Genomic DNA, 7326 nt, shown 5'->3' with positions numbered 1-7326 from the left:
CGCACCCAGGGGGGGCGGGGGGGCGACCGGGTAGCCTGGCTGGGCCTGAACCACCCGGCACAGATCGCCCTGCTCTTTGCGCTGGCGCGCCTGGGCGCGCTGCTCGTGCCGCTGAACCACCGCCTCTCGCCCGCCGAGTGGGCCGCCCTGCTGCAGGACTGCCGCCCCGCCCTGCTCATCCACGACACGGCCCTGGCCGAAGCGGCCCGCGCACTCGCGCACCCCGCCCCGATCCACCTGGATGGGCTGCCGCTCGACCCGGTGGCCGTGGGCGTCGAGGACATCGGCGGCGGCGACCATCCGGCGCTGCTGGTCTACACCTCGGGCACCACCGGCCTGCCCAAGGGCGCGGTGCACACCCAGGGCAATCTGCTGGCCAACATGGCGACCGCCGCCCAGGTGCAGGCGCTGACCGAACACGACACGGTGCTGACCGTGCTGCCGCTGTTCCACGTCGGCGGCCTGTGCATCCAGACCCTGCCCGCGCTCTCGGTGGGTGCGCAGGTGCTGCTGCACAGCCGCTTCGACGCCGCGGCCACCCTGCGCAGCCTGCGCGAAGACCGCCCCACCCTGACTTTGCAGGTGCCCGCCACGCTGCAGGCGCTCACCACCCACGCCGACTGGCCGGGCACCGACCTCGGCGGCCTGCGCGCCATCTGGGCCGGCTCCAGCCTGCTGCCCGCCCCCCTCATCGAGGCCTGCCACGCGCGCGGCGTGCCGGTGTGCAACGTGTACGGCAGCACCGAGACCGGCCCGTTCTCCATCGCCCTGCCGCCCGCCCACGCGGCCAGCCACCTCGGGACCTGCGGCTGGCCAGCACCGGGGGTGACGGTGACGCTGCGCGACCCGGCCGGCGAGCCGGTGCGCGCCGGCGAAGTCGGCGAGCTGTGGCTTCGCGCGCCCAACGTGGTGCGGCGCTACTGGCCGGATCAGGCCGCCTGCGATGCCGAGGGCTTCTTCCACAGCGGCGACCTCGCGCAGCAAGCGGCCGATGGCAGCTACACCGTGGTCGGCCGCGCCAAGGACATGCTGATCTCGGGCGGCGAGAACATCTACCCCGCCGAGATCGAGAACCTGCTGGTGCAGCACCCCTGGGTGGCCGAGTGCGCCGTGGTCGGCCAGGCCGACCCGCGCTGGGGCGAGGCGGTGGTGGCCGTGGTGGTGCTGCGCGACGGCGCGGCCGCGGATTGGGCCGACACGCTGCAGGGCTTTCTGGACGGCCGGCTGGCGCGCTACAAGTGGCCCCGCCGCTGGCACCGCGTCGCGGCCTTGCCCAAGACCGCGCTGGGCAAGGTGCAGAAGCCAGCCGTCAAGGCCTTGCTGGAGGGTTGAACGTCAGGCCTTGGGCTCGACCGGCGCCAGGCGCGTGGCCAGCCAGATCAGCAACAGCACCGGCACGCCCAGGCAGGCCGTGGCGATGAAGAAGGTCGGGTAGTCGTAGGCATCCACGAAAGCGCCCGAGTAGCCCGCCAGCCATTTGGGTGCCAGCAGCATCATCGAACTGAACAGCGCGTACTGCGTGGCCGAGTAGCGCACATTGGTCAGGCCCGAGAGGTAGGCGATGAAGGCGGCCGAGGCCACGCCGGCACTCAGGTTGTCGGCCGAGATCACCAGAATCAGCGCGGTCACGTCGTGCCCATGCCCCGCCAGCCAGGCGAACAGCAGGTTGCTCGCGGCCGAGAGCACCGCCCCGAGCATGAGCACCCGCATCACCCCCAGGCGCAGCGACAGCGCCCCGCCGATGAAGGCGCCGACCAGCGTCATGATGACGCCGAACACCTTGGTCACCGCCGCCACCTCGTCCTTGGTGTAGCCCATGTCCACGTAGAAGGGGTTGGCCATGATGCCCATCACCACGTCGCTGATGCGGTAGACGCCGATCAGCGCCAGGATCAGCAGCGCCTGCCGGCCATAGCGCCGCAGGAAATCGGCGAACGGCTCGATCAGCGCGCCGCGCAGCCAGTCGGCGGCGTTCTTCGCCGGCGGCAAGGCCACGCGCGCGGGCTCGCGCGAGAACAGCACGGTGAACACGCCCACCAGCATGCTCGCGGCCATCACCAGGTAGGCGGTGGTCCAGGCGGCCTGCTGGTAGAGCGCACCCGGCGCGGCCGCCACGGCGGCGGGCGCGATTTCCGCGCGCGCGGCGATCCACAGCACGCCGGCCCCGGCCCAGATCATGGCCAGGCGGTAACCGGTCTGGTAGGTGGCGGCGAGCGCGCCCTGGTGGCGCACGTCGGCCGACTCGATGCGGAAGGCGTCGAGCGCGATGTCCTGCGTGGCCGAGGCGAAGGCCACCGCCAGCGCAAACCACACCACCAGCTGGAGCTCGGTGCGGGGGTCGGCCAGGGCCATGCCCACCAGCGAGGCCATGATCAGCGCCTGCGACAGCAGCAACCAGCTGCGCCGCCGGCCCAGCCAGCGCGTGAGCAACGGGATGGGCAGGCGGTCGACCAGCGGTGCCCAGCACCACTTGAAGCCATAGGCCAGGCCGACCCAGCTCAGGTAACCGATGGTGGTGCGGTCCAGCCCGGCCTCGCGCAGGCGAAAGCTCAGCGTGCCCAGCACCAGCAGCAGCGGCAGGCCGGCGGAGAACCCGAGCGCGAACATGCGCAGGCTGGCCGGCTCCAGGTACACCCGCAAGGTCTCGCCCCAGGTGGGTCGGGCGGTGGTGTCAACGTCCGTGGGGGCAGCCTGCGGCAAGGTGGGGGGCACGGACATGGAAGTGGATAAAAGAAAAAAAGGTGCAGGCACAAACGCCCGGCTTTGTCTATTATTCACGCATGTGCCTGCTCTGCGACCTGAAGTCCCCCGCCCCCGAGACCCCGCGGCCCGAACACGTGTGGTCGGCGCGGCGCGCCTTTGTGCTGGCGGGCACCGCCGCCGCGGCGGCGTCGGCCCTGCCGGCCGTCGCGCAAGTGAACGTGGGCGAAGGTTCGGCGCTGCGCAAGCTGGTCCCGGCCGATGAGCTGGAAAGCGCCGCCGGCCAGCAGTACGGGCAGATGATGGCCGAGGCCAACGCCAAGAAGGTGTTGATGCCCGACAGCCACCCCCAGGTGCAGCGGCTGCGCACCATCGCGCGGCGCATCATTCCCCATTCGGCGCAGTGGAACTCGCGCGCCACGCAGTGGAAGTGGGAAGTCAACCTGATCCAGAGCGCGCAGATCAACGCCTTCTGCATGCCCGGCGGCAAGATCGCGTTCTACACCGGCATCCTGGAAAAGCTCAGCCTCACGGACGACGAGACCGCGATGATCATGGGCCACGAAATGGCGCATGCGCTGCGCGAGCACGCCCGCTCGCGCGTGGCCAAGAGCAACGCCACCGGCATCGGCCTGTCCATCGCAGCCCAGCTGCTGGGCCTGGGCCAGCTGGGCGACGTGGCCGCCAACCTGGGCACGCAGCTGCTCACCCTGAAGTTCAGCCGCGAGGACGAAACCGAGGCCGATCTGGTCGGCCTCGAACTCGCGGCCCGCTCGGGCTTCCAGCCCCGGGCCAGCGTGAGCCTGTGGCAGAAGATGGCCGCCAACGGCGGGGGCTCGGGCGCCAGTTTCCTCTCGACCCACCCCAGCGGCCCCGACCGCATCCGCGAGCTGGAAGCCAACGTGCCCAAGGTGCAGGGCCTGTACGAACAGGCCCGCAAAGGCTGAACTCAGGTCCCGCGCACGTACGGGTTGCTCTGGCGCTCCCGGCCGAACGTGCTCTCCGGCCCATGGCCCGGAATGAACACGGTGTCGTCGCCCATGGGCCAGAGGCGCTCGGTGATGCTGTCGATCAATTGCTGGTGATTGCCCTGCGGGAAATCGGTGCGACCGATGCTGCCGGCGAACAGCACATCGCCCACGAAGGCGCGTTTGGCCTCGGGGGAATGGAACACCACATGGCCCGGCGTATGACCCGGGCAGTGCCGCACGTTGAGCGTGCAGTGGCCGATCTGCACCGTGTCGCCGTCGTCCAGCCAGCGCGTGGGGGTGAAGACCTCGGCCGGCGGAAAGCCGAACATCGCGCCTTGTTGCGGCAGGCCCGAAATCCAGAACTGGTCGCCCGGGTGCGGGCCGATGATGGGCAGGCTCAGGCGGCGCGCCAGCTCGGCGGTGCCGCCCGCGTGGTCGATGTGCGCATGGGTCTGCCAGATCGCCTTGAGGTTCAGGCCCAGCCGCTTCACCTCGGCCAGCAGGCGATCCAGATCGCCGCCGGGATCGATCACCGCCGCCTCCAGGGTGTCGTCGCACCAGACGAGGGAACAGTTCTGCGCGAAGGCGGTGACGGGGACGGTGTGGTAGCGGAGCATGGCGATCGGAAAAGAAACCGATTCTAGGTCGCCGGATCTGATGTACAACGGCACCATGAAAAAGGCGCTGCTCCTGCTCGCGACCCACACCATGGTGGCGCTCATGGGCTTTGCCGCGGGCGTCTACGTTCTGCCCATCCTGATTGCACCGCCTGCGCCTCCAGCAACCGAAGTGAGCGCGCTTGCCAAGCAAGCTCAGTTCAGCGGTCAATTCCGGCGCGACCTGGCCGGCAGCGACGCCCTGCACTGGGGTGAAGGCGCGGTGTCGGTGGGGCCGGCGGCTGTCGCGCTCATGGGCCGGCTCGCACCCGGGCCCGACTACAAGCTGTACCTCGCGCCGGCCTTCGTGCAGGACGAGGCCGAGTTCCTGCAGCTCAAGGCCCAGGCACTGCGCGTGGGCGATGTGAAAACCTTCGACAACTTCATCGTCGCGCTGCCACCCGGCACAGACCTGACGGCCTACAACACCGTCGTGGTCTGGTGCGAGACCTTCAGCGAGTTCATCTCGGCGGCGCAATACCGCTGAGGGCATGCTCAACGCGCAAACAGTTTGACGACCAGTTCGCGCACCCAGCGATGCAGCGGGTTGTTGTGGGTGCGGTCGTGCCACATCAGAACGACGTTGAGCCGCTCCAGCGGCAGGGGCGGCTCGAAGATGCGCACAGGGGCGATGTCCGTGAAGCGCTGCACCAGCCGCTCCGGTAGCGTGGCGATGAGGTCGGTCTGCGCGATCACGAAAGGCACGCCGAGGAAAGTGGGCTTGGACAGCACCACACGGCGCTGCATGCCGACGTTCTGCAGCGCGTCGTCCACCAGCGCGTTGTACATGGTGGCGCCCTCTCCCGGCTCAATGGCCACGTGGCCGTATTCGCAGAAGCGCTCCAGCGACAGCGGGCGCTCGAACATCGGGTGGCCGGTTCGCGCAATGCCCACCAGACGGTCGGTGAACAGCGGACGCGTCCGGATGTTCTCCGGCGGCGTGGGAAAGTAGGACAGTGCCAAATCGATGTCTCCCCGGCTCATGATCTCGCCCAGCCGGCGCGGGTTGGGGTTGATGAGGCGCAGCGAGACATCGGGCGCTTCGCGCTCGAGCGCCTCCATGAGCGTGGGCATGACCACGAAGTCGATGTAGTCCACCGCGATCATCGTGATCACCTGGCTGGCGTGCGCCGGATCAAACGGCGCGTGTTCGTGAATCAACACGTCCACGCTGCGCAACACCTGCTCCACCTGCGGAATAAGTTCGCGTGCACGCACCGTGGGGATGAGCGCGTTGCCTGACTTGATGAGCAGCGGATCATGGAACAGCACACGCAGCTTGGCCAGCGCCAGACTCATGGAGGACTGGCTGATGTCGAGCAGGTTGGCCGCGCGAGTCACGTGGCACTCGCGCATCAAGGCGTCGAAAGCGACGAGGAGGTTCAGGTCGGCGTCGCGCAATCGCATGGGGCAAATCCTTGTGGTGGGGCTCTGGCCGGCCCTGCATCTCCCGGCCCCATTGTGCCCATCGAGAGACCGATAACGGCTATCGGCAAGGCCAATTGCCCCCTGGCCGTGCTGCGTCTTTAATCCGCACGTTCACGAGCGGGCATGGGAGACAAGCACATGACCCGCGATTTCAAACGACGTTCGCGCCGCAGGCGCCCGGCACGTCCCTTTCTCAAAGTTCCAAGGAGCAACCACCATGGGCAAGATCCCCACCATCCGTGTCACCCGCGAAGAGATGCGCAAGCGCGTCGCCCTGTTCAGCGAGCTCAAAGGCTCCGACGGCGGCCTGCCCGACAGCCGCTACCCCAGCGCCGTCCGCACGCTGTACAACGTGATCGGCTTTCAGCCGCCCGAAGGCGACCCGGACAAGCACTCGCCCGTGGGTGCGAACTCCGCGCGCAATGCGGCGATCAAGATCAACGAAGGCTTCAACCTGGGCATGTGCGAGACCTCACCCGGCAAGGGCCCGATGATGCACAACCACGACACCAACGAGACCTTCATGCCGCTGACGGGCCGCTGGCGCTGCTCGTGGGAAGTGGACGACCGCGTGGAGTCGTTCGAGCTGGGCCCGCGCGACGTGATCTCATTTCCCGCCGGCGTGCAGCGCCGCTTCGAGAACATCACCTTTGAAGAGCCCAACAGCACGCACTGGCTGCTGTTCGTGATCGGGGGCAACCAGCCCGAGGCGGAGTTTTCGCCTCAGGCCATGGAAGAACTGAAGGCCAAGGGTTACGTCGATGCCAACGGCCAATTCTGAGCCCGCCATGCGCGAATCGCTGTCGCAACTCGAGGCCCTCTACACCTGGCGTTCACTGACGGTCGACGGACATGAGTGGCGCTGGCTGGACACGCAGGCCGACGGCCCCGCCACCATCCTGCTGCCGGGGTCGGTCGGTGACAGTGCGATGTTCGTTCGCACCCTGCTCTCGCTCGGTCAGCGCCTGCGCCTGATCGCGGTCACCTACCCGGCGCTGTCCGATCCAGCGCAGCTCGCCGACGGACTGGCCGCCGTGGTCAAGCACCTCGAACTCCCCCCCGGACGCTTGGTGAGCTCTTCGTTCTCGGCCTACTGGCTGCAGTTCTATGGCTTGCGCCATCCGCAGAACGTGACCTCGCTGGTGCTGGGCAACGGCTTTGTGGACGGCACGGACCTGGCCTCCAACCCGATGTTCGACCGCGAGTTCGTGGAGCGCATCAGCGCGCAGGACCTGCATGCCGAATGGCTGACGCGCGTGCGCGCCGCGCCCACGGCACCCTTGCAGCAGCTGCAGGAGATCATGCTGGCCGAACGGCAATCGCCGGTCAATCTGCAGGCGCGCTTTCTGGGCGTGGTACGTTCGCAGGCCTGCCCGCCCCTGCCCTTGCCCGACACGGCCATCACGGTGCTCGATTGCGACGACGACCCGCTGATTCCGCCCAACGTGCGCGAGCGTTTGCGCCAGCAATACCCCGGGGCTCGCCATGTGAGTCTGCCCACCGGAGGCCACTACCCGCATGTGCTGAACCCCCAGGACTACGAAAGCCTGCTCATCCCCCCCGCGTAACCC

At 68.5% G+C, this 7326-nt stretch carries 8 protein-coding genes; 5 read left to right on the top strand and 3 right to left on the bottom strand.

Annotated features, from left to right (window positions below):
• On the top strand, positions 1-1332 hold a 1332-nt coding region (locus tag AC07ZS_RS29320; RefSeq protein ID WP_494801961.1), incomplete at its 5' end, for a class I adenylate-forming enzyme family protein.
• Between the two features lie 3 nt (positions 1333-1335).
• On the opposite strand, the gene AC07ZS_RS29315 is transcribed toward AC07ZS_RS29320, so the two are convergent.
• Complete coding sequence (locus tag AC07ZS_RS29315; RefSeq protein ID WP_494801960.1) at positions 1336-2718, bottom strand: AmpG family muropeptide MFS transporter; 1383 nt, start codon at positions 2716-2718, stop codon at positions 1336-1338.
• A gap of 62 nt (positions 2719-2780) precedes the next feature.
• On the opposite strand from AC07ZS_RS29315, the gene AC07ZS_RS29310 reads away from it, so the two are divergent.
• Positions 2781-3647 (top strand): M48 family metallopeptidase, encoded by an 867-nt coding sequence (locus AC07ZS_RS29310; protein ID WP_494801959.1) that lies wholly within the window; start codon positions 2781-2783, stop codon positions 3645-3647.
• A gap of 2 nt (positions 3648-3649) precedes the next feature.
• On the opposite strand, the gene AC07ZS_RS29305 is transcribed toward AC07ZS_RS29310, so the two are convergent.
• Positions 3650-4288: an MBL fold metallo-hydrolase gene (locus AC07ZS_RS29305; RefSeq protein WP_494801958.1), complete on the bottom strand. Its 639-nt coding sequence runs from the start codon at positions 4286-4288 to the stop codon at positions 3650-3652.
• A gap of 55 nt (positions 4289-4343) precedes the next feature.
• On the opposite strand from AC07ZS_RS29305, the gene AC07ZS_RS29300 reads away from it, so the two are divergent.
• Positions 4344-4814: a DM13 domain-containing protein gene (locus tag AC07ZS_RS29300; RefSeq protein ID WP_494801957.1), complete on the top strand. Its 471-nt coding sequence runs from the start codon at positions 4344-4346 to the stop codon at positions 4812-4814.
• 8 nt (positions 4815-4822) lie between these two features.
• Here the strand turns inward: AC07ZS_RS29300 and AC07ZS_RS29295 are convergent, their stop codons facing one another.
• Entirely contained in the window at positions 4823-5734 is a 912-nt protein-coding gene (locus AC07ZS_RS29295; protein WP_494801956.1) for a LysR family transcriptional regulator, read from the bottom strand.
• Between the two features lie 238 nt (positions 5735-5972).
• On the opposite strand from AC07ZS_RS29295, the gene AC07ZS_RS29290 reads away from it, so the two are divergent.
• Together AC07ZS_RS29290 and AC07ZS_RS29285 are read left to right on the top strand one after the other, a co-directional pair.
• On the top strand, positions 5973-6536 hold the full coding sequence (locus AC07ZS_RS29290; protein WP_494801955.1) for a cupin domain-containing protein: 564 nt from the start codon (positions 5973-5975) through the stop codon (positions 6534-6536).
• Positions 6537-6543: 7 nt separating this feature from the next.
• The gene (locus tag AC07ZS_RS29285; protein WP_494801954.1) at positions 6544-7323 is read left to right on the top strand and encodes an alpha/beta fold hydrolase; all 780 of its coding nucleotides are present in this window, start codon (positions 6544-6546) and stop codon (positions 7321-7323) included.
• The last annotated feature ends 3 nt before the right edge of the window (positions 7324-7326 follow it).

It is taken from the genome of Hydrogenophaga sp. GW456-12-10-14-TSB4, from assembly GCF_059424305.1.
The sequence above is the reverse complement of the archived record's forward strand: the minus strand, read 5'-3'. Positions and strand labels throughout refer to the sequence as shown.

Coding starts and splice junctions, on each gene's coding strand:
- AC07ZS_RS29315 (WP_494801960.1), bottom strand. CDS start 2,718: ATGTCCGTGCCCCCCACCTTGCCGCAGGCTGCCCCCACGGACGTTGAC.
- AC07ZS_RS29310 (WP_494801959.1), top strand. CDS start 2,781: ATGTGCCTGCTCTGCGACCTGAAGTCCCCCGCCCCCGAGACCCCGCGG.
- AC07ZS_RS29305 (WP_494801958.1), bottom strand. CDS start 4,288: ATGCTCCGCTACCACACCGTCCCCGTCACCGCCTTCGCGCAGAACTGT.
- AC07ZS_RS29300 (WP_494801957.1), top strand. CDS start 4,344: ATGAAAAAGGCGCTGCTCCTGCTCGCGACCCACACCATGGTGGCGCTC.
- AC07ZS_RS29295 (WP_494801956.1), bottom strand. CDS start 5,734: ATGCGATTGCGCGACGCCGACCTGAACCTCCTCGTCGCTTTCGACGCC.
- AC07ZS_RS29290 (WP_494801955.1), top strand. CDS start 5,973: ATGGGCAAGATCCCCACCATCCGTGTCACCCGCGAAGAGATGCGCAAG.
- AC07ZS_RS29285 (WP_494801954.1), top strand. CDS start 6,544: ATGCGCGAATCGCTGTCGCAACTCGAGGCCCTCTACACCTGGCGTTCA.